Annotated in this window: 11 protein-coding genes and 1 pseudogene; 8 read left to right on the forward strand and 4 right to left on the reverse strand. The window is 50.5% G+C overall.

Features of this window, described 5'->3' with window-relative positions; genetic code table 11:
• Positions 1-1,029: 1,029 nt before the first annotated feature.
• The gene (locus tag MXE41_RS06365) at positions 1,030-1,944 is read right to left on the reverse strand and encodes a flagellin (protein ID WP_247099894.1); all 915 of its coding nucleotides are present in this window, start codon (positions 1,942-1,944) and stop codon (positions 1,030-1,032) included.
• Positions 1,945-3,024: 1,080 nt separating this feature from the next.
• On the opposite strand from MXE41_RS06365, the pseudogene MXE41_RS06370 reads away from it, so the two are divergent.
• From MXE41_RS06370 to ettA, 7 genes and pseudogenes are all read left to right on the forward strand, one after another.
• A pseudogene (locus tag MXE41_RS06370) lies at positions 3,025-4,024 on the forward strand (flagellin).
• 185 nt (positions 4,025-4,209) lie between these two features.
• On the forward strand, positions 4,210-5,208 hold the full coding sequence (locus MXE41_RS06375; RefSeq protein WP_247099895.1) for a flagellin: 999 nt from the start codon (positions 4,210-4,212) through the stop codon (positions 5,206-5,208).
• A 552-nt stretch (positions 5,209-5,760) separates the two neighbouring features.
• Positions 5,761-6,702 (forward strand): flagellin, encoded by a 942-nt coding sequence (locus tag MXE41_RS06380; protein ID WP_247099896.1) that lies wholly within the window; start codon positions 5,761-5,763, stop codon positions 6,700-6,702.
• A gap of 97 nt (positions 6,703-6,799) precedes the next feature.
• Positions 6,800-7,735: a flagellin gene (locus MXE41_RS06385; protein WP_247099897.1), complete on the forward strand. Its 936-nt coding sequence runs from the start codon at positions 6,800-6,802 to the stop codon at positions 7,733-7,735.
• 97 nt (positions 7,736-7,832) lie between these two features.
• A complete protein-coding gene (locus MXE41_RS06390) occupies positions 7,833-8,744 on the forward strand; it encodes a flagellin (protein ID WP_247099898.1) in 912 nt (303 codons plus the stop codon).
• A gap of 98 nt (positions 8,745-8,842) precedes the next feature.
• On the forward strand, positions 8,843-9,751 hold the full coding sequence (locus tag MXE41_RS06395) for a flagellin (protein WP_247099899.1): 909 nt from the start codon (positions 8,843-8,845) through the stop codon (positions 9,749-9,751).
• A gap of 518 nt (positions 9,752-10,269) precedes the next feature.
• On the forward strand, positions 10,270-11,934 hold the full coding sequence (gene ettA / locus MXE41_RS06400) for an energy-dependent translational throttle protein EttA (RefSeq protein WP_246978940.1): 1,665 nt from the start codon (positions 10,270-10,272) through the stop codon (positions 11,932-11,934).
• A 902-nt stretch (positions 11,935-12,836) separates the two neighbouring features.
• On the opposite strand, the gene MXE41_RS06405 is transcribed toward ettA, so the two are convergent.
• The 3 genes from MXE41_RS06405 to MXE41_RS06415 form a co-directional block, all read right to left on the reverse strand.
• Positions 12,837-13,343, reverse strand: coding sequence for a GNAT family N-acetyltransferase (locus tag MXE41_RS06405; RefSeq protein ID WP_247099900.1), 507 nt, complete (start codon positions 13,341-13,343; stop codon positions 12,837-12,839).
• Between the two features lie 1,491 nt (positions 13,344-14,834).
• Entirely contained in the window at positions 14,835-15,581 is a 747-nt protein-coding gene (locus MXE41_RS06410; RefSeq protein ID WP_246978938.1) for a phosphatase, read from the reverse strand.
• 1,478 nt (positions 15,582-17,059) lie between these two features.
• Entirely contained in the window at positions 17,060-18,352 is a 1,293-nt protein-coding gene (locus tag MXE41_RS06415; RefSeq protein ID WP_246979070.1) for an NUDIX hydrolase N-terminal domain-containing protein, read from the reverse strand.
• 1,671 nt (positions 18,353-20,023) lie between these two features.
• Here MXE41_RS06415 and MXE41_RS06420 point away from each other — a divergent pair.
• Positions 20,024-20,197, forward strand: coding sequence for a hypothetical protein (locus tag MXE41_RS06420; RefSeq protein WP_247099901.1), 174 nt, complete (start codon positions 20,024-20,026; stop codon positions 20,195-20,197).
• The last annotated feature ends 384 nt before the right edge of the window (positions 20,198-20,581 follow it).

Consider the following 20,581-nt stretch of genomic DNA (forward strand, 5'->3'; position numbering starts at 1 on the left):
CAAGGATGCCCCACCAGCATGACAGTATGGTCCAGCAGGCCCATCCCTGAAGTCAAAAGCAACATGACAGCAGGTAAGCACGGAACTGGCAACTGGCCATGAGACAAGACAGTCCGGACATGGTATTGCAGAGTACGCCATAGATCTGAACAGAAATGCAGGGCACAACGGGGCATGGCATAACCTGGCACTGCACGGCATAACAGGGCACAGCCTCACCGGGATTGAGCCTGTTGTGACCTTACCTGGCCATGTATGTGTACGTTTAACCTGCCATATTGCCTAAACACCAATGGCTGCATAGGCAGTTTGCTGGCAGCTTGATAACTGGTTTGATCATGGCCTTTGCGGGCAGCCTGATGACTGGACTGTGAGGGACTTTGCGGGCAGCTTGCTTATTGGGTGTTGATCTTGCAGCACAGCCTGTTGGCTGACATTCTTTCAGGACAGGTTTATTGCTGACGGGCTTCCTGTTTGACAGGCTTGCTGACCAATGCCTTGAAGAGTACAGATTGGCGCAAGGCACGGATATACAACCTGATACCAACATGTATGGAGTGATAAGTATATGAGACAGGGCACTGCCTTGCAGTTGGCTGTCTCCTTCATGTCGCCCGTGTGACATGATTGAATGGTGATATGACTGCTTAATTTACGGACAGTTGAAGGACTGAAAGGGAGGTGTATCTTACAGACGGATGGACAATGGTACTGACGTGCTGGTTGTCTACTGCCGGTTTGGATGTACCGGCAGGTAGCTGAACGTGCTGACGCCTGTATTGATTGCGGAGGGTAGTCAGTACCCCTCTAAACAGGAACCGGATTTTCAAAATCTGGCCTTTCATAAATCCTGTTTGCCTGAAATCGGCATTTGGGTTGTGTTTTCAGGTCAAAAAAAACCATCATACCCAAAAGGGCACGATGGTTTCTGATGCCAGCCATACCGATTCTGTCCTGTGCCGGACAGTACAGCAGGCTGTTCTATGAGAGTTTAAAGAAAACTGTTCAGGGCAGTTCTGCCGGTCTCAGTTAGCGGTTGAGCAGGTTTAAGGCAACCTGTGGACGCTGATTAGCCTGAGTCAGGATAGTGGCAGTAGCCTGCTGAATAATATTCTGCTGGGTCAGGTTGGCAGTTTCCTCGGCGAAGTCAGTATCACGTAATACGGAACGTGAGGAAGCTACGTTCTCCTTGATGGAGTCCTGGTTACGTACAGTTGCTTCAAAACGGTTCTGTAAAGCGCCGAGCTCAGCACGCTTGCGGTTTACAGCGTTGATCAGGTGATCGATACCGCCCAGAGTTACAGTGGCAGACTCAGCAGTGCTGATGTCGATACCTGGCTTGTTGCCGTTGTTCTTGAAGACATCCTTAATCTTGTGCTTAACACCGTCAAGCTCAAACTCCTCGCTGCCGCCGTACAGTACAGCCAGAGAGGCCAGACCGTTAACGTCCATGGACTGGGTCAGGTCAATCTTAACGATGGAGGATGGGTCAGCACCGAGCTGGAAAGAAGCGATACCGGCATTGCCGTTTAAGACGTCAGCACCGGCAAAGGTGGTGTCGTTGGCAATACGGGTGATTTCCTCAACCATCTGAGTAACCTCGATCTGGAGGGACTCACGGTCTTTTTCGGTATTGGTACCGTTGGCAGACTGTACTGACAGGGTACGAATACGCTGCAGCATGTTGGTAACTTCATCCAGAGCACCTTCAATGGTCTGGCAGAAAGCCAGAGCGTCCTGGGTGTTACGGTTACCCTGAGTCAGACCGTCAAGCTGAGTGGAAAGGTTGTTAACAACCTGCATGCCTGCGGCATCGTCCTTGGCCTTATTGATACGTAAGCCTGAGGATAATCTCTGGTAGGAGACATCAAGGCTGTCATTGGCACGCTGGGCGGCACGCTGGGCATATAAAGATGAAATGTTGCTGTTAATGAATAAAGGCATTTCTTTAAACTCCGGTTACGAGAAACACATCGTTTCTCCAGGAACAGTTAAGCCGAATGTGGCTGAGTCTTTGCCAGGGTGCAATTATTGCCGCTCTCATAACGACAATGTGGGGAGCAGGGCTCCCCGCATATTCTCTCTCTTTACCTTTTAAATCTGTGCCCGGTGGCTTTTACAGGCTGACCGGCACAGAATGCAAAGACTTTTTTCTTTCTCTCTTTAAAGCATGAACAGGATAAATAACCTGTCTGCACAGATGTTATTGCAGGTAGTGTGCCAGTTATAAAACTTGATTTTCATCACATTTATGCTGCGTACCACCCAGCAAGACCCCCATCTTTTGAACCATTTGCCTCAGACATTCCAAAACGGCAAAGTCGTGACTTTACTCCCGGAAATTTTCACTGCAGGTCACATCCCCACGTGACCACCACCCAGGAGACACTCACCAACGTACTTTTAAGTTTGACCAGAAAATACCTGCTGTCACAACTGTGACAGCCAGTAGACGCTGTTATTTTCCTGTCACAGCCAAGGCAAAACTTACCGTCATTTTCACGGCACAACCTGGCTGTTCCCGTAACATCGACACATTTCAACCTGGCAATTCCCAGAACCTGTCAGGCACATGTAATGTCCAGCCAGGCCAGGCCATGACAACCAAAGCACGACCATGACAGGCATATACATATTATGAAACTTACATTGGGTAGAGAGAGCTATGCCAACACAGAGCAGAGGATAACTATCAGATGGATGGGGATAGCCTGATGACACCAGCAGTAGCAGCTCCAGGCAAGAGCTCAGGTACAAGCATGAAGAAGATTGAGAGGGATATGAATTCAGAAAGCGGCGCATGAGCTGACCTGAAGTCAGGCCTGGGCAGGACTAACAGGGAAAGCATATTGAACAGTCTGTAATACCTTTTATAGAGCATTCTACAAAACACAACCACCGTCATCAATGTCAGTGGCATGGTCATTGCTAACAGATAAACTAAATAAGATCATGTTCAGCACATGTGAACGATAAGAGAAACAGAAGTTATCGGCCGTAAAAGGCCATAAAGGGAGATCGGATATGGCTCTTTACGTCAACACGAACGTCAGCTCCATCAATGCCCAGCGCAAGCTGGCCAATAGCACTCTGAGCTTAAATACCTCCTACCAGAGACTGTCCTCAGGCCTGCGTATCAACTCCGCCAAGGACGACGCTGCCGGCCTGCAGATCTCCGACCGTCTGACCTCCCAGATTAATGGCCTCAACCAGGGTAACCGTAACACCAATGACGGTATCGCCCTTGCCCAGACCATCGAAGGTGCTCTGGACGAAACCACCAACATGCTCCAGCGCATCCGTGTCCTGGCCGTCCAGTCCGCCAACGGCACCAACTCCCAGGCCGACCGCAAGGCCCTCCAGGAAGAAGTCACCCAGCTCTCACAGGAAATCAATCGTATTGCCCGTCAGACAACCTTTGCAGGCGCTACTGTTCTTAATGGCAAGAACGACCCTACTAATAATGTTCCTCATTTAAAAGTTGAAAACAGCCTGATCCCAGGCGGTAATGGAGCCAATGCAGGAAAGATTATTTTCCAGGTAGGCGCAAATGCTAATGACACTCTTTCTCTGAACTGGGGTCAGCCATTTACATTATCAGGTCTTGCAAAGATGGCTGGATTTGGTGCAGCTTAAAGATATAACAAATGCAGCCGGAAAGAATGCTACAGAAGGTCTTGTTGTCGACGGAACTTCAAATGATGCAAAAGCACAGGTCCGCTGGACAATTTCTGCAGCATCACTTGCTCAGTACACCCTTGGCAACATCGACAAAATAATCCAGCAGGTAGACTCTAAGCGCGCTGAGCTTGGTGCTCTCCAAAATCGTATGGAAAGCACCATACGTAACCAGGCTTCTATCTCTGAAAATGAGGCTGACGCCCGCAGCAGAATTCGTGACACAGACTTCGCCGCTGAGACCGCTTCTCTCACTCAGAACAACATTATCCAGCAGGCGTCTCAGACTGTTCTGGCACAGGCCAACCAGCGTCCTACTATCGCTCTGAGCCTGTTAGGTCAGTAATACAGATTTCATTCTCTCTTTATCATCTGAGGCGGGTTTATCCCGCCTTTTTAATTTCAGGCATATTTAAATGCATGGCACAGCCATTGCACCAGAATAGGGAAAACTATGACCATGCCCATGGCATGAGAACGATAAGAGAAGATTATGTAGTGGCCGTATAAGGCCATAAGGGGAGATCGGATATGGCTCTTTACGTTAACACGAATGTCAGCTCAATCAATGCCCAACGCAAGCTGGCAAACAGCACCCTGAGCTTAAATACCTCATATCAGAGACTCTCCTCAGGCCTGAGAATCAACTCAGCCAAGGACGATGCTGCCGGCCTGCAGATCTCCGACCGTCTGACCTCCCAGATTAATGGCCTCAACCAGGGTAACCGTAACACCAACGACGGTATTGCCCTTGCCCAGACCATCGAAGGTGCTCTGGACGAAACCACCAACATGCTCCAGCGCATCCGTGTCCTGGCCGTCCAGTCCGCCAACGGCACCAACTCCCAGGCCGACCGCAAGGCCCTCCAGGAAGAAGTCACCCAGCTCTCCCAGGAAATCAACCGTATTGCCCGCCAGACCACATTTGCGGGAGCAACGGTTCTGAATGGTAAGAACGACCCAAATAATACAGTTCCACATCTTAAAGTTGAAAACAGCCTTATTCCTGGTGGTAATGGAGCCAATGCAGGAAAGATTATTTTCCAGGTAGGCGCCAATGCTGGCGATACACTATCAATGCAGTGGGATAAGCCATTTACTCTTTCTGGACTCGCTGCAATGGCCGGTTTCGCACAGGCAAAAGACATCACTACGGCAGCAGGCAAAAACGCAACACAAGGACTTGTTGTTGATGGTGCGACTAACGATCATAAAGCAAACGTTCGATGGACCATTTCCGCTGCATCACTTGCCCAATATACTCTTGGAAACATCGATAAGATCATCCAGCAGGTAGACTCCAAGCGCGCTGAGCTTGGCGCTCTGCAAAATCGCATGGAAAGCACTATTCGTAACCAGGCCTCCATCTCTGAAAATGAGGCTGATGCCCGCAGCAGAATTCGTGACACAGACTTCGCTGCTGAGACCGCTGCTCTGACTCAAAACAACATTATTCAGCAGGCTTCACAGACAGTGCTGGCACAGGCTAACCAGCGTCCAACTATTGCTCTGAGTCTATTAGGTCAGTAATACAGATTTCATTCTCTCTTTATCATCTGAGGCGGGTTTCAACCCGCCTTTTTACTTTCTAAAATGTTATGAAAGTGGCTAACACTCAAACGCAGAAAATAAGGTATCAAGAAAGAACCTGCAGGCCTTTAGATGAACAGGCATTAGAACGCAAAAGAAAAAGCTTAGCCCTGCTCTTATCCCGCCCCGCAGCATACGTAATTACCCTATGCTTGAACCTCAAAGCAATAACCCTTTGCCAGCCTGAAACCTCACCCCCCAAATTGGTACTTGTAAATCCGTGGCCAGAACATCCGTAATCAGCGATGTACCGTCCATAAATTACCCGCCAAACCAAGTCCCCACCCGATTTGCAATCAATTTCACCTATATCTATTACAAACATCGAATCGCTTATACATAGCTAATGTATTTGTCCGATTGCAAGTTGAATTTGTCAGGGTTTATGACGTTGATCAATGTGATTATCTCAGGGAGAGAGTTTAGTCCTATGCATACCTTGAGATTGTAGCAAGCATGTTAGTGAAAATATGATAGCAAGAGGTTAGCAATATGGCAGTGTACGTCAATACAAACGTAAGCTCCCTGAACGGTCGCAGGTATCTCAATAATGTCCAGAATCAGCTCACTACGACCTACCAGAGACTCTCGTCTGGCCTGAGAATTAACAGTGCCAAAGACGATGCCGCTGGCTTACAAATCAGCAGCAGGCTCACAACTCAGATCAACGGCCTCAACCAGGGTAACCGCAATGCCTCTGACGGTGTAGCCTTTGCCCAGACCGCTGAAGGTGCTATGGACGAAATCACTGGCATGCTCCAGAAGATTCGTACTCTGGCTGTACAGGCTCGTAACGGCACCAACACTCTTGATGACCGTAAGGCACTTGGTAAAGAAGCCACTGCTCTTGCTCAAGAAGTAACCCGTATTGCTCAACAGACCAAGTTTGCTGGTGGACAGATTCTGGATGGCGCTGCAGGCTTACTGACCAAGGGTGGTGGTAATGCAGGTAAAAATGAAATCGGTAAGCTGACTCTTCAGGTAGGAGCTAATAAGGGTGACATCATCGATTTTGAAATCTACGGAATGAAGTTCTCTCAGATTGCCTCACAAGCAGGACTTGATAAGACAAACGACCTGGAGAAGTTTTGGACTGCAGGCAAGGCACAAGGCCAGAATCCTACTCAACCATCTATTACGTTCACTAAGGTTGAAAATGTCGATATAGCAATTGCATCCCTCGATAAGATGATCGGTGCAGTTGATGCAACCCGTGCCGGCCTAGGCGCTATCCAAAACAGATTGGAGAGCTCCATTAGAAACCAGGCAAACGTCTCTGCAAACCAGGCCGATGCCCGCAGCAGAATTCGCGACGCTGACTTCGCTGAAGAATCCGCCAACCTTTCGCAGCAGTCCATTATTCAGCAGGCTGCCGCCTCCATGCTCATGCAGGCTAACACACGTCCGCAGCTGGGCCTGTCCCTCCTTGGCTAATCGATTACCGCTAATATTTCTATGGAGGCTTACGAACTTAGGGCCTCCATTTTAGCTATCAGAATCTCTCTTATATTGTCTTCTTAATGGTGAAACTATGGCTGTGTACGTAAATACAAACGTAAGCTCCCTGAACGGACGCCGCTATCTCAACAATGTCCAGAATCAGCTGACTACGACCTACCAGAGACTCTCGTCAGGCCTGAGAATTAACAGCGCCAAAGACGACGCAGCAGGCTTACAAATCAGCAGCAGACTTACAACTCAGATCAACGGTCTCAACCAGGGTAACCGCAATGCCTCTGACGGTGTAGCCTTTGCCCAGACAGCTGAAGGCGCCATGGACGAAATCACCGGCATGCTGCAGAAGATCCGTACTCTGGCTGTGCAGGCTCGTAACGGCACCAATACTCTTGATGACCGTAAGGCTCTCGGTAAAGAAGCTACTGCTCTGGCGCAGGAGATTACACGTATTGCCAAACAGACAAAGTTTGGTGGTTCTCTCATTCTTGACGGAGCTGGCGCTAACTCCATTATGACCAAGGGCGGCACTGGAAATACCACAAAAGATGAAATTGGTAAGCTTACTTTGCAGGTAGGCGCTAATAAAGGCGACACCATCAGCTTCGAAGTGAATGCAATGAAGTTCTCTCAGATTGCCGTTGCTGTCGGTGTCCAGGCTACTGATCTGAACAAGTTTTGGAGTAAAGGCCAAAACAATAATCCTGCTTTCATTAGCTTCACTAAGGCTGATAACATCGATTCCGCAATATCAATTCTTGATCAGATGATCGGATCTGTTGATAGCTCACGTGCAGGGCTAGGCGCTATCCAAAACAGATTGGAGAGCTCCATTCGTAACCAGGCAAACGTCTCTGCAAACCAGGCTGATGCCCGCAGCAGAATTCGTGACGCAGACTTCGCCGAAGAATCAGCAAACCTTTCCCAGCAGTCCATTATTCAGCAGGCTGCCACCTCTATGCTCATGCAGGCTAATACCCGTCCACAGCTGGGTCTGTCCCTCCTGGGCTAAACGATTACCGCTTATATTTCCATGGAGGCTTACGAACTTAGGGCCTCCATTTTAGTGGTATTTGTCTCTCTCAATATTTTCATCAAAAGGTGCAACCATGGCTGTATACGTAAATACCAATATCAGCTCTCTGAATGGCCGCAGATATCTTAATAATGTCCAGAATCAGCTGACTACGACCTACCAAAGACTCTCGTCAGGCCTGAGAATTAACAGTGCCAAGGACGATGCCGCTGGCTTACAAATCAGCAGCAGACTGACGACTCAGGTTAACGGACTCAACCAGGGTAACCGCAATGCCTCTGACGGTATTGCCCTTGCTCAGACCATTGAAGGCGCAATGGACGAAGTCACTGGCATGCTCCAGAAGATTCGTACCCTTGCTGTACAGTCCCGTAATGGCACCAACACCGCTGAAGACCGTGCTGCCCTGTACAAAGAAGCAAACGCTCTTACCCAAGAGATTAACCGTATAGCTGGCCAGACCAAATTTGCCGGTAAGACAATTCTCGATGGCGCAAATAACGACTCGCTCTATACTAAGGGCAATCAGAACGATCCTGTAGGTAAACTTACTCTTCAGGTGGGTGCCAATAAGGGTGACACTATCGAATTTCAAGTTAATGCAATGCGTTTTTCTGTTATTGCTAAGAACGCAGGCTTAACCGACCAAGGTATTCAGGAGTTCTACGACAAGGCTAAGTCAGCAGTAAAGATTAGTACCGCAGAGCTTGCAGACAAGCTTTTAGCTAGTATTGACAAGATAATCGGTCAGGTAGACAGCCAGAGAGCCGACCTTGGCGCTTTACAAAATAGACTGGAAAGCTCCATTAGAAACCAGGCAAATGTCTCTGCCAATCAGGCTGATGCCCGTAGCAGAATTCGTGACGCAGACTTTGCCGAAGAATCTGCAAACCTCTCCCAGCAGTCCATTATTCAGCAGGCTGCCGCCTCCATGCTTATGCAGGCCAATACCCGTCCACAGCTGGGTCTGTCCCTCCTGGGCTAAACGATTACCGCTAATATTTTATGGAGGCTTACGAACTTAGGGCCTCCATTTTAGTGGTATTTGTCTCTCTCTCAAGATTTTCATCAAAAGGTGCAACCATGGCTGTATACGTAAATACCAATATCAGCTCTCTGAATGGCCGCAGATATCTTAATAATGTCCAGAATCAGCTGACTACGACCTACCAGAGACTCTCGTCAGGACTGAGAATTAACAGTGCCAAAGACGATGCCGCAGGCTTACAAATCAGCAGCAGACTGACCACTCAGGTTAACGGCCTCAACCAGGGTAACCGCAATGCCTCTGACGGTATTGCCCTTGCTCAGACCATTGAAGGCGCAATGGACGAAGTCACTGGCATGCTCCAGAAGATTCGTACCCTTGCTGTACAGTCCCGTAACGGCACTAACACAGCAGAAGACCGTGCTGCCCTGTACAAGGAAGCCAGTGCTCTTACCAAAGAGATTAACCGAATCGCCGCTCAGACCAAGTTTGCCGGTAAGACTATTCTTGATGGTGCCAATGACAATGCAATCTATGGAAAGGACAACAATCAGAATAAAGACACAGGCAAGCTCACACTTCAGGTAGGCGCCAACAAGGGCGATACTATCGAATTTTCAGTTACTTCAATGCGCTTTTCCGTAATTGCTAAGACTGCAGGTCTTAACAATGCTGATGAGTTTTATGACAAAACTAACTCAGCAGTAAAGATTAGTACAGCTGAGCTTGCAGACAAGCTTTTAGCTAACATTGACAAGCTTATTGGTGCAGTGGACGGCCAGAGAGCAGATCTGGGCGCTTTACAAAACAGACTGGAAAGCTCCATCCGCAACCAGGCAAATGTCTCCGCCAATCAGGCTGATGCCCGCAGCAGAATTCGTGACGCGGACTTCGCCGAAGAGTCTGCCAACCTTTCCCAGCAGTCCATTATTCAGCAGGCCGCAACCTCAATGCTGATGCAGGCTAACACCCGTCCTCAGCTGGGCCTGTCCCTGTTAGGCTAAAAGCCACCTTTGGCAGTCCTTTATCAGACTACTTCAATCTCTATCATTATTTAAAAGCCCTCTGTTCACTCGAGCAGAGGGCTTTTTTGCAGGCTGCTGGAATTTCTTTAGGTGGCTATCGAGTTCATCTGTATGGCGTATTTTGCTCACTCCCCTATTCTGGAAGTTACACATAGACCAGATGATGTCGCATATGATGCGACATCATCTGGTGCGGCAGTTTTCCTGAACTTCTGCAGTTCTTTCGGTGTACTTTGCTTGTCTGTTGGCTTCTGTTGTGCCCTGTCAGGTGGTAAGCGCTGTAGCACTGCATGTACCGGCTCTGGCAGCCTCAGCCACCTCTGGTGGCGATATGGTCCTTAAGTGTTGCGTGCCTGCGTGGTTTTGGCGGTTGCTTCTCTGGTGGTAAGGGCGTGATTGCGTGGGCCTGGAGGGAGGCAGGCATATAAAAGCCCGGCTGCATGGATAAATAATCCTATGTTGTTATAATTAAGCCAATCTTTTTTAATGAGGATGATATGGCTCAATTCATTTTTACTATGAATCGTGTGGGCAAGATTGTGCCCCCAAAGAGACAAATCTTAAATAACATTTCTCTGTCTTTCTTCCCGGGCGCAAAGATCGGCGTATTAGGTCTGAATGGTGCCGGTAAATCCACCCTGATTAAGATCATGGCTGGTGTTGACCAGGACTATGAAGGCGAGGCCCGTCCACAACCAGGTATCAAGATTGGCTATCTGCCTCAGGAGCCTAAGCTCGATCCTGAAAAGACTGTTAAGGAAGTCATTCAGGAGGCTTTTGGTGAGGTTAACCGTGCCCTGACCCGCCTTGATGAAGTCTACGCTGCCTATGCAGATGAAAACGCAGACTTCGACGCTCTTGCCAAAGAGCAGGCTGAGCTTGAGGCCATCATTCAGGCTCACGACGGCCACAATCTGGACAACCAGATTGACCGTGCTGCCGATGCCTTACGTCTTCCTGACTTCAGCCGTCAGATCAAGGTTCTCTCCGGTGGTGAGCGCCGTCGTGTTGCTCTGTGCCGTCTGCTCCTTGAGCGTCCTGACATGCTGCTGCTCGATGAGCCTACCAACCACCTGGACGCCGAGTCTGTTGACTGGCTTGAGCAGTTCCTCCACCAGTATCCAGGTACAGTAGTAGCCGTTACCCACGATCGTTACTTCCTGGATAACGTTGCAGGCTGGATTCTGGAGCTTGACCGTGGCGAGGGTATCCCATGGCAGGGTAACTACTCCAGCTGGCTGGAGCAGAAGGATCAGCGTCTGCAGATCGAAGAGAACACCGAAAGTGCCCGTCGCCGCTCCATCGAGCGCGAGCTTGAGTGGGTCCGTCAGGGTGCCCGTGGCCGTCAGGCCAAGTCCAAGGCCCGTATGGCACGTTTTGAAGAGCTGTCCTCTGTTGAGTACCAGCGTCGTAACGAAACCAACGAGCTGTACATTCCACCTGGCCCACGTTTAGGTGATTCCGTACTGGAGGTTAAGAACCTCTGCAAGGCCTATGACGGCCAGGTGCTGATCGACGATCTGTCCTTCACTCTGCCAAAGGGCTCCATCGTGGGTATCATCGGTCCTAACGGTGCCGGTAAGTCCACTCTGTTCCGCATGATCACCGGTCTTGAGAAGCCTGATTCAGGTGAGATCAAGCTGGGCGACACTGTAGTAACAGCCTACGTTGAGCAGTTCCGTGACGAAATGAACGACGACAACACTGTCTTCGAGGAAATTTCCCACGGTCAGGACATTCTGCGTATCGGTTCCTACGAGATCCCATCCCGTGCTTACATCGGTCGCTTCAACTTCAGAAGCACCGATCAGCAGAAGCGCGTAGGCGATCTCTCCGGTGGTGAGCGTGGCCGTCTGCAGCTGGCCAAGCTGCTGCAGGTTGGCGGCAACCTCCTGCTGCTGGACGAGCCTACCAACGATCTGGACGTTGAAACCCTGCGTGCCCTTGAGAACGCCTTACTGGAGTTCCCAGGCTCAGCTATGGTTATTTCCCACGATCGCTGGTTCCTCGACCGTATTGCCACCCACATCCTGGACTACGGTGATGAGGGCAAGGTACGCTTCTTTGAGGGCAACTACACTGAGTACGAAGCCTGGAAGAAGAAGGAGCTGGGTGAAGAAGCTCAGCCTCACCGCCTCAAGTTCAAGAAGGTCGCCAAGTAAGACCCGGCTGAACTTTGCAGCATGAAAAAAGCGCCCTGCCTTTCGGCAGTGGCGCTTTTTTCATATGTGCTGCGAACAAACACCAGTTTTTGACCGAAATGAACCAGGACAGGCCTGAGTTACGGTCTGAGCTGCGGTCTGAGTTTCTGTATGACTGACTGTCTGTCTTGCTGTCTGGATGGCTGACTGACAGGATGGGCTGGAGTGGGCCTCCTTGCAAGGCAAAGCCATGATCCCTCCAGCTTATGAGCAGTCCAATGCAAGGCCATACAGCCATCTCTTATGCCCGCTTATCCTGTCCTGCCTAACTGACCGTCCTGTACCATAACGTCCCGTATACTCCAGCAGATCGGGCTATCCCCGGCACAACTATGGATGCGGATACAGTAACAGCTATGGTTAAGGCTGCACCCAAAGCCTCAGACAGGGCTACAGACACCTGCTAAGCCCCAGGCACATCCAGCCGCTCTATCACTATCCGTTGCTCTTAGAGGCTGCAGACAGTCCTTGAGAAACTGCTGAGAGGCCCATCAGCTTATCGCTGCAGGCCTTTTGCAGAGCATGTCATGAAGTGACGACAGATGCTGTCCAGGTAATGAGCTGTCACATAAGCTGTAAACAGGGACGTATAGAGGCTCATAGCTTCGCTGTAGCGGCTTCATGGCCTCAAGAACGTGCAAGGCCTGTCCAAATGGACAGGCCTTGCTGTAGGGGCTGTATGGAGCCCCAGGGGCGTCTGTGCGCCCTGGGGCAGAGTATGCCCTGCTGTGCCCTGTGCAACAGTTGTGGACTGTGCAGTCCGTGAGTGCGCAGCACTGCGGCGCTGGTGCTGGGGTGCACAATGCCCCCTGCCACTGGCTGGAATGAGCAGCGCACAGGTGCGCTGCGCTGTCCTGCCTTGCTTAGCGGGCAATGGTCAGATGTCTGACCAGATAGTGACCAGGCGGCTTCAGGGCCTGCTTTTCAATGCCGTAGCCTGCCTTCTGGGCTGAGCGCAGGGCTCTGATGTCATTCATGTCGGCGACAGTAGACAGGGCATTGAGATTGCCAAAGTCGTAGGAGGCAATAGACCAGCGGCGCAGAGCAGTAGCAATACCCTGACCCTGCAGGGATGGATGCACACCTACGTACAGTGAATGCAGGATATGGTGCTCGATTTCACCCTCATTGAGCATAAAGCACTCATAGCCTACCACCTTGTTTTCCTTATCCAGGACCAGTGAAACCAGCTCCGGAGAACGGAAGCGGTACAGCCACACAAGCCAGTTGAGCATTGGCACACGGAAGAGCTGGGAGTGCAGGCTCTGTACCTCCTTGAGGTACTTTACTTTCCCGGTGACAAAAGTGTAGTCGCCGAACTTCTCAGGTTCCTGGCGTCTCATAATCTGGCGGGCGTACTTTTGATTCATCTTCCATAACTGCACGTTATGGCTGAAATGATGTAGTTCCATGCCTGACCTTACCTGTTAAAGGATATTATCAGCACAGTCAGCTGCCCCCGACAGCCTGTCCATATGCTGTACTAAACCACAGACTGCCTGCTGAAAATCAGCGTATGCAACCGTACCTGCAGGCACGGTAACAAAAGTGGCACTCATATATCTTCAGGCAGTGCTCATCAGCACTGCCGCCCTGCCGTGCTCACCTGATATCCTGATATAAGGTGCAGCAATCAGCTCAATATCCCATGGTCTGACCAGAGCGGGAAAAATTCGCTGCCAGTCGGCAGCGCTGCATGGTCAAATGCAATACAAAAATGGCCAATACACACATTGCCGCCTGTGCTTACAGGCCGCCTCAAGTGTAAGTCCTGTCAGTGAGCTGATGCAGGTTACTCCGTCAAAAGTGACGGAATTACCGGGGGTATAAATACAAGATAATCAATTGCGCCTGTAAGCTCAATAGAAAAGCCCATCCCCCATATCGACAATATTACTCAGATAAGCGCCTTACTCTTCAGTGGATCGCCATTTTATCGAAACAGATTTACCCCATAGATAAAAATCAGGCCCTGTCCGAAAAAGTGTATTTTTGTGATACACCACAAATAGCGCCACGCATTATGACACCATCCCCTGCCTTGCGTGCACAGCACCCGGGAGCACACTCCTAAAGCCAGGCACCTCAATCATGCCTCTGTGGCATCAGCCATCAGGCCAAGCAGACCGGCTCCAGGCCCAGCCCGGCCTGGCAGCATCAATCATTAAACCTGATGACCACACCTGACTGACCATACCTGCGTCATACAATCCGTATCGTTTGACAGAACCATGCTGGGCACGGCAAGGCCAGCCCAGGCAAGGCGCAACAAAGAGCAGGACAGCTTAGCATTGCATGACGTAGCAATGCACCTCAGTTCCTTACACTGCCTTACACTGCTCAACCCTGCACTGGATTTGATTCAATCAAAATTTGATTAAATCAACACTTGATTCAATCAACAATGGCCACGGCATATTGTCGGGCACAGAATGAGATACTGACTAATGGCCAGCGTAAAAGGCTGACATGGGCCTCAGCCAAAGGCTCGCTTCAAAAGTTCAGCCTGAAACTCAGGCCCATTTAAGCATAAAGCCCCGTGATTAAAACGATCACGGGGCTTTATGCTGTATGGCAGCTGTCATCCGGATACCGTCCCTGAGCATGAGCTCAGTGGCGGCTGGCCCTGGGCCTCAGCCGTCAGCTGCAGACAGCCTGGGCAGGCAGACTTGCCGGCAGGCATGCAGGCTGTGACTCCAGCTGCAGGGCTGGAAGGCGGCCTGCAGCTGGTCTGACATGCCTGCATTCAGGCAGGGAGCCTGGGGCAGAGTGCCCAGGAAGGCCGTCTGCTGGCATGCTTGCTTAATGTATGCTCGTGGCTCTTCATGAGGGCCTGCTGACTGATGCCTTTGAGATTGCTCTTAGAATGGAGCAAAGAAGCGGTGGAGTGACTTGATTGGTTCACGGCCACGGGACTCGAGGAAATCGAGCACCTTCATTGGGCTGGTGTTGATAACCTGGTCATAGCAGATACCGGCTGCCTCAATAACCTGCTCTGCTTCCTTGAAGTTACCCAGGAAGTAGCAGACATGGGCATCAGAACCAAGGGCAATGACATTGCCTATTTCCTTTGCCAGGGTAGCTACCTTTATGCAATTGTCACGACTGCCTGAGCGGGTATTTACATTAGATGATGAGTTGAGCTCAATGGCTACATTGTGCTCTTTGGCACACTCAAGTACCTCACGGAAGTTAACCGGATATCTTGGGTTGCCAAGGTGGGTGATGATATCTACCTTGCCTGAGGCAATGACCTTTTTGACAATCTCGGTGTGCTCAGCCTCAGTAGTAGGATCAAGACTTGGGTGGAAACCGGCCAGAACAATATCCAGACGGTCAAGAATGTAGTCTTCAAGGTCAATGGTGCCGTCAGCACGAAGATTGGCTTCAACACCACGCAAAATTGCAATGTTATCCACCACATGAGGAATTACTCTGAGGTTGCCAAAGTGCCATGGATGAGGGGCATCAGGGACATCAGGACCATGGTCGGTAGTGGCAAACATGGCTATGCCACACTTCTGAGCCTGTAAGACATAATCATTGATAGTGCTGTAAGCATGATCGCTGGCCACAGTGTGGGTATGCAGATCTACCAGGAAACGCATTTTATGTATCCTCATCTAATTGGTTTGCAGCCTGTCATCAGACAGCTCTACGATATCAGAACCTGCCCTGCAGGCACAGCATCACATAATCCAGCCTGCCAGGCCCGGCCAGGCCAATGGCAGCCCGGCCACGGCATAAGCCGCATACCTGGCCACGGCTGGCCATACGGTCAGCCATACAGGCATGCATGCATGCAGGGCCAGCCCCATCTTCAGCTCCAGACAGCCTCGAACCATCAGGAACCGGTACGGAGCTCAGGCGGGTTTACACCTTGTGTTGAACTTATATTCTAGAACTTTACTGTATGTTTTGTGTTTACAGGCCGTAACAGACAGATGTTATGCCCCGGTATGATCCACAATACCCGTCATAATGCACCATGACTACGGCCAGAAATCCCACTGCCCCAAGTCACCTAAGCCCCACCAGGCATCTCCATACCTTGCCTTTGCCCGGAGCGGAGATCATACATGAGCTCATTCCAAAGCTCTTTCCAGAGCTAACTTCAGAGCCCATTACCATAGCCATGCTCATGCACATTAGTGTGCCTGTACCAAAGAACAAAGAGACAAAAGCCGGGAGCTCAGAACAAGTGAACTCATAGCTGACGTCAAAGGGCAGATGACTGATGACCAGTTGGCGTCCCCGGGGCAGGGACAATGACATGATCAAAGGGCAGGAAGCTGAAGACTCATAAGCTGATGCTCACCCCAGCTCAGCCCTGCCCAGCTCATCCCTGGCCATGCAGGAACACCTTGCTGCTTCTGCTGCGACAGGCAGCCCCGGATGCTAACCTGACCAATGACAGCCCCGTGACCGAGGCTGGTACGGCTGCCTGGCCGTCTGCAGCTCTGGCTGCAGCACATACGGCAGATACTGACACAGCATGGGCACAGAACTGCTGCAGGCAACTGCTTTGGTAATGACAGGATAAGGCAGGCCCCAGGGTTGTCTTGACTGAAGTTTACCTGCCATGCCTGCTGGGCATGACCTGGGCAAAGAGAACAAATAGCTATTCCAGAGTAACTAAACTGCTATCCCATGGCTATACCGTAGCTCTACCTTGGCTGCTCCGTGGCCATGCTGCTACCTGGTAAGGGGTTCTCTATGGCTGCACCAGGGCATTACATGGGCCCCAATTGCCATGCAGCGGCCATGGCCAGGGCAAGCCCTGCACTGGACATGGCCAGGCTATGGAGATTTGCTGTCTTTGCAAGGGATATTATCTTGTCTGCCGTAGCCATGCACTGGCTATGTCATGGCAAGGTGGATAAGTGGAATATTGGCTGGTCAGGGCTGTGCTGTGCTGTGCAGTCCACGGCCAGCCATGATAAAGCATGGTCTGGATGGGACTGTTATGGCCATGCCCTTGCCTTGACAGGCAAGGGCTTGTCCATGGCATAGCAGGCAGGGCCGCATGCCTTGCAGGGAAAGGCAGTTGCCTGCGCGGCTGAGGGACCGTCAGCTGGCCTGGGGATTATTCGACCACTGGCTTCCAGTCTGGGGAACGGTGGGCATGGAAGCACATCATGAGCTGATCCAGTGAGGTGGTGGAGGTGCGCAGCTGATCTAATGGAGGCAGCTCGTTTTCGGCAAAGAAGCGACGCTCTGAGGTCTCGATATTTTCGACAAATTCACCAGGACCAGCATTGCATTCGACAAAGGCCTTCAGGCAGCCGCAGATATGCTTTGGAATGTTGTGGGCATTGCGGTCCTGTATGGCAATGAGCTTGACCGGGAAGACGTCCATGCAGGCCTCTTCTCTGACTTCCTTGAGGGTGTTGGAGATGATGGTCATGTTGTCATCACACCAGCCACCTGGCAGGCTCCACTTGCCTGACATCTTTTCCTTGACCAGCAGGATACGATCCTCATTGTCGAAGATCGCAGCACGGGTATCGAGCATAGGAGTCTTATAGCCTTCAGTGCACCACTGCTTTCTGATGACACTCTGCTTTTCAAAGACATAGTGTGAAGCCATGGCTGCAGCAATGTCCATAAGACGCTCATAGCGTTCCCTGTCAAAACGGTCCTGAACGTAGCTCAGGCCAATCTGACCAATGGCATTAATCTCACTGGCCCAGATGTGCATCTGAGCTGCCAGGTCCATGCCCTGCTCTCTGCGGCTTAACATACTTACTACTTCCCATGGAGTCTTGAAGTAGTGGTCGCAGTAAAGATGCTCAAGGCCACGATAGCCCCATACGGCAAGACCAAAGTCCACTCCGGCATCACGGGCGCACTGCAGGTCGGTATGAGCATCACCAATGAAGATAATTTCCTCACGGCTGGCTCCGGTCTGCTTCATGTACAGCTCAATGGACTCAGGATGAGGCTTGGGATTGGTTACATCATTGGCACAGATAGCATGATTGAGATAAGGACGCAGTGGGCCGGGAATGTAATCACCAAGTGGGCCTCCCATTGGGACGCCACGGGTACGGGAGGTAACTACGGCCATGTGATAGCCCTGTCCCTTGAGGTAATCGAGCATGGGAATGACGCCATCATAAAGACGGCACATATGTGCTCTGCCTGACACCAGCTCCAGCCACTCGCTTAAAATCTGAGGCACCAGCTCATCAGGTACACCAAGAATCTTCAGACACTGAGGACCAGGCAGGCCGTAGATAAAGGCAAGGTTCTCTACAGTGCGGTCATGACCCGGCATATAGCGATCAAGCAGGTCGATGATGCTGTGCATGTTTGCTTCGTAGGTATCTACCAGGGTTCCATCGATGTCAAAAAGAATATGTCTGTATTTGCTCATGTTCAGCATCCTGTTACTTGCTCCTGGAAATTCCTCTATCATCAAACAGCCAGCTACGCAAATGGCTGTATAACAATATGTCTGAATCCTCATTATAATCACAAAGCCAGGCCTGGACCCCAGCCACAGCATGCGCATGCCAATTATGTGAGCTGGCACGCACCCGTTGCCCCATCACAACACAATCAGCCCCCAAATCATCCCGGCCAAATCCCGGTCAAATCCCAGCCATCCCACCAGACCACATGGCCGGGCATGGCAGGGCATGGCAAATCAATAACATTCACAGCCAGACCACCAGCAGCTGACCTAAAGATGCCACGGCCAATAAAGAGTCCACGGCCAAAAAGCTGCTGCCAGTGGTATGGCCATAAACAGGTTAGGGCCTGCAATGGACCAGCTATTGATGCAGTCAGGCATGAGGTAATGCTAAAAGCCCTTAAGACATGCCCATGCAGGCCATGCCATCCTGTGCGGAGCATTACCATTAACCAGTAACCAGTAACATTGCATGCCTTGCCAGCCTGCAGCCAATAAGCCCAGCCCGCAGGCTGGCATACCTGCAGCCATTCCGCCAGATATCCCAGCAGCCAGACATCCCTGTCTGCAGGGCCTGCAGGCCCTCATGCATTCATAAATCACTCATCAATGCACTCAATCCCGCTTGCATTCTGACACACCCATTGTACTGCCCTATGTCTATGCAAAGATTGCAGCCTATTGCATGAATTTCATAAATATTGCAGCAAAACCATGCAATTTGTGACATCTAACATCATAACTACACATAAGGCACAAGTACGCATCAGCCAGTGAACAGGCCGCTATTTGTTTGCAACTCGTTAACATTCATTGCAGTTTTTGCAGAACATTTGCTGCAATTTTGTAGAGAATTTCATGATTTTTGCTGCAAAGATATGTAACAGCAGTCGCAAAGGAGAATGTGGCAAGGGCAGAGAGACAGAACGATTTGTAGAGTGGCGATTCTGGCTTATGGTGATAATTTAGACGACAGTGATGCTGGATGATGCTGCTGGAGATGGTGATGCTGGCCTATGACAACTGTGAGGCATGTATTGGCCGCTTACACTGCTGCTTATTATGATTATGAACGGTAGCAGGAAGAGTATGAGATTCAGCCTGCACTTAGGACTGATAAGGCGCAGGTGGTGATGACTGCGATGCAGCTAATGATTGCTATGCTGCTGATGAAGGTTAAGGTGGTGACGGTAAAAGGCATGTCGTTAAGGTACATGGCGGAATTGGACCACAACTTGGGAGGGTACCGGGTAGCCCCCTGAACAGCCAATTGAGCTCAACTCAGGCAGGGTAAATGGTGGTGCAGTACTTTGCCATGGCTGTGACCACAGATCTGCTCAGATCATGGGTATTGGCAAAAGCAAGAACAAGGGCAAGGGCCGGGCAAAGGCAAGGACTGGGCAAAGGGCCTGTGCTTTTGGATGGACTGGGACAGAATGGTACGTTCAGATGTGGGTAGCTGCAGGAGCTGCTCAGCTTTGTGCAGCAGCATGAAATGGCTCAGTCCAGAGCCACTGCGCTGACGGGCACTGATTGCTTACTAAGACTTCAGAGAGCAGGCAGTGATCCATCCTGCTAAGGAGCACTCCTCATAAAACAGAAAGACATGGCTTATTTACCTGAATCTTGCATATGCAAGAATACTCAAAAAACAAAAGAGGTAAAGCCATGTCCAGCAGTTACTTTACACCAAGTCAGGCTGATTTAGTATCACCAGCACCTGCCTTCTACAGTCAGGAAGTGAGCACTGAGTATCATGTGCAGTCATATGAAATGAGCCTCTCTATTAATTTTGAAACCTCGTAATACCGTATTTCTATGCCCGTAGAAGACGGGGAGGGGCACAGGGCTCAGGTCACCTCTGACATTGACCAGTACGCCACAGGGCATAGCTATAGGGCTTGTTGCTTTGGACTTTGAGAACAGCTTTGAACTCATTGCCTTGAGCAATCCTCCGAATGAGGACGTTAAAGCCTGATTGAGTCACTGCTCATAGCAAAGTCTTACATTTACATTTCCCTTACCTGGCAGATGTTGCCTTACTTTTGCTGCAAGACTATGAAAGAGCACTTGTCTGACAACAATGCAAGTATGGCGGCTGAAGAGGCTCAATGCTCAAGGAAGAACATCACGCTGCAGGAGCAGGATCAGGCCATGCACTGCACTACATTGCTGCGACTTCACTGCCAT

The organism is Anaerobiospirillum sp. NML120449 (genome assembly GCF_023051105.1).
Taxonomy (GTDB): Bacteria; Pseudomonadota; Gammaproteobacteria; order Enterobacterales; family Succinivibrionaceae; genus Anaerobiospirillum.

Excerpts from the sequence above, each read along its gene's own strand:
- MXE41_RS06410 (WP_246978938.1), bottom strand. The coding sequence starts at position 15,581 with ATGCGTTTCCTGGTAGATCTGCATACCCACACTGTGGCCAGCGATCAT.
- MXE41_RS06375 (WP_247099895.1), top strand. The coding sequence starts at position 4,210 with ATGGCTCTTTACGTTAACACGAATGTCAGCTCAATCAATGCCCAACGC.
- MXE41_RS06385 (WP_247099897.1), top strand. The coding sequence starts at position 6,800 with ATGGCTGTGTACGTAAATACAAACGTAAGCTCCCTGAACGGACGCCGC.
- MXE41_RS06415 (WP_246979070.1), bottom strand. The coding sequence starts at position 18,352 with ATGAGCAAATACAGACATATTCTTTTTGACATCGATGGAACCCTGGTA.
- MXE41_RS06420 (WP_247099901.1), top strand. The coding sequence starts at position 20,024 with ATGCAAGAATACTCAAAAAACAAAAGAGGTAAAGCCATGTCCAGCAGT.
- MXE41_RS06405 (WP_247099900.1), bottom strand. The coding sequence starts at position 13,343 with ATGAATCAAAAGTACGCCCGCCAGATTATGAGACGCCAGGAACCTGAG.
- MXE41_RS06390 (WP_247099898.1), top strand. The coding sequence starts at position 7,833 with ATGGCTGTATACGTAAATACCAATATCAGCTCTCTGAATGGCCGCAGA.
- MXE41_RS06395 (WP_247099899.1), top strand. The coding sequence starts at position 8,843 with ATGGCTGTATACGTAAATACCAATATCAGCTCTCTGAATGGCCGCAGA.
- ettA (WP_246978940.1), top strand. The coding sequence starts at position 10,270 with ATGGCTCAATTCATTTTTACTATGAATCGTGTGGGCAAGATTGTGCCC.
- MXE41_RS06380 (WP_247099896.1), top strand. The coding sequence starts at position 5,761 with ATGGCAGTGTACGTCAATACAAACGTAAGCTCCCTGAACGGTCGCAGG.
- MXE41_RS06365 (WP_247099894.1), bottom strand. The coding sequence starts at position 1,944 with ATGCCTTTATTCATTAACAGCAACATTTCATCTTTATATGCCCAGCGT.